This is a genomic window from Tropicimonas sp. IMCC6043, from assembly GCF_004146235.1.
In the GTDB taxonomy this organism is placed as follows: Bacteria; Pseudomonadota; Alphaproteobacteria; order Rhodobacterales; family Rhodobacteraceae; genus Tropicimonas.
The window spans coordinates 1-1,600 of record NZ_SELO01000113.1 but is presented as its reverse complement, the minus strand read 5'-3'; the positions used below and the strand labels follow the sequence as shown (position 1 = coordinate 1,600).

1 protein-coding gene is annotated in these 1,600 nt (G+C 58.8%); it reads left to right on the top strand.

Annotated elements, in window-relative coordinates:
* Positions 1 to 272: 272 nt before the first annotated feature.
* Positions 273 to 1,220, top strand: a complete 948-nt coding sequence (locus tag EU800_RS25950) for a tyrosine-type recombinase/integrase (RefSeq protein ID WP_165354861.1) — start codon at positions 273 to 275, stop codon at positions 1,218 to 1,220.
* Positions 1,221 to 1,600 lie beyond the last annotated feature (380 nt).

The window sequence follows — 1,600 nt, the reverse complement described above, 5'->3', positions numbered from 1 at the left end:
CGCGGACCAAGGCGCCCCGGCAACCGCCAGCTACATAGGGAGCGCGTCTGCCGGGGCGCCGATCACGCTGGAACTGGCCGGATTTTGTGCTGCCCTCTGGCAGGAAATCGCACCGCCGTTGACACCGCTGGCTCATTCCCCACTTTGGCAGCACAGACATTGCGAAAATCGACCTGGCAGCGCTAAAGGCGTTCGACGCTTGGCGGACTGAGCAGAACGGGAAGCCCTTCTCGCAGAGCGGCATAAACAACCATAACGCTGCGCTCAACAGGGTGCTGGATGAAGCAGAGCTGCACGGCTGGATCACGAAATCTCTCCGCCCTACCCTGCTCAACAAGGGGCTCAAGAGCGAAAGCAGAGGCAGCTTCACCAACGCGGAATACACGAAGATCTACACCGCGCTACGCACGTGGCACGAGAAGACCTCCAGCACCAAGGCACAGGCGACCCGCGAGGTGCTACGCAACTACGTCCTGTTCCTCGCAAATACAGGCGTGCGTCACGGAACGGAAGCGTTAGGGCTACGCTGGAAGAACATCGAATGGCATGAGCAGGACGCGAACCGCTACCTTGTCATTAACGTGGACGGGAAGACGCGGAAGAGAGCCGCTGTGGCGCGCGACCGCGTGGAAAGCTACTTGGACAGACAGCGCAAGCTGAACCCTGCTATACGCTCAGAGAGCTTCGACGCGCTACTCGCAGCTCGTAGCGACGAGCACGTGTTCACTACTCGCTTGGGCAAAGTCGCTACGATCTTCAATCTGAACCGCTCGTTCAACGCGCTACTGGACGAGCTTGGGCTGAAAGTGGGCGCGGACGGCAAGACGCGCACGCTCTACAGCTGGCGCCACTACTACGCCACGCAGGACTTGAAGCGAGGGATTAGCACGCACGCGCTGAGCAAGCAGATGGGCAACAGCACGGCGATGCTGGACAAGCACTACAGCAAATACAGCCCGCTACTGAACGCGGAGCTGCACAGCGGACGGCAGGTGCGGAGGAACGCGAAGCAAGCGGCTCAGGACCAAGGACAAAGTGTAGCTGAGTTGGCGTTCAACATGTTGCGGGGCGGGTCGTTGGACGAGGCCGCCCTAATGGCTGCGATTGGCGTGGGACGCGATGGATATGTTGTGACGGAAGAAATCGCGATGCTGGCGCTGGCTGCAAAGCGCGACGAGTTTATTGGAGGCGAAACTCTTCTGCGGATACTCAATGGATAAGCAAATGCACCTTGCGACCACGGAGTCCACATCCTATCTCTGGGTGTGCCAACGGCGATAGCCTGTAGCTCACGTGGCTGATGCTTCTGGTTAAACCTCTGGGTTTCCTTGAGTATCAGCTTTGAGGGTCCCTTGACTCTCTTAGTTGGCGGCTCCGTGCGGATGGAGCTGCAGGTTGCCGTTGGGTGAAGTGCGGAGGAGATTGTGATGAAGAAAAAGTCCAACCTCGACCGCCTTGCTTACAAGCTGCGTTATAGGTGGCTCGGGTTGTCTGAACAGTTTGGAGCTGTGTTCTAAGTGGATCTTCCGCTCAGTTATGCCGCGACCGGAATTGGCCGGGACGGGGTGAGATATGCCTGATCGGGCGTTTTCCCGTCCAG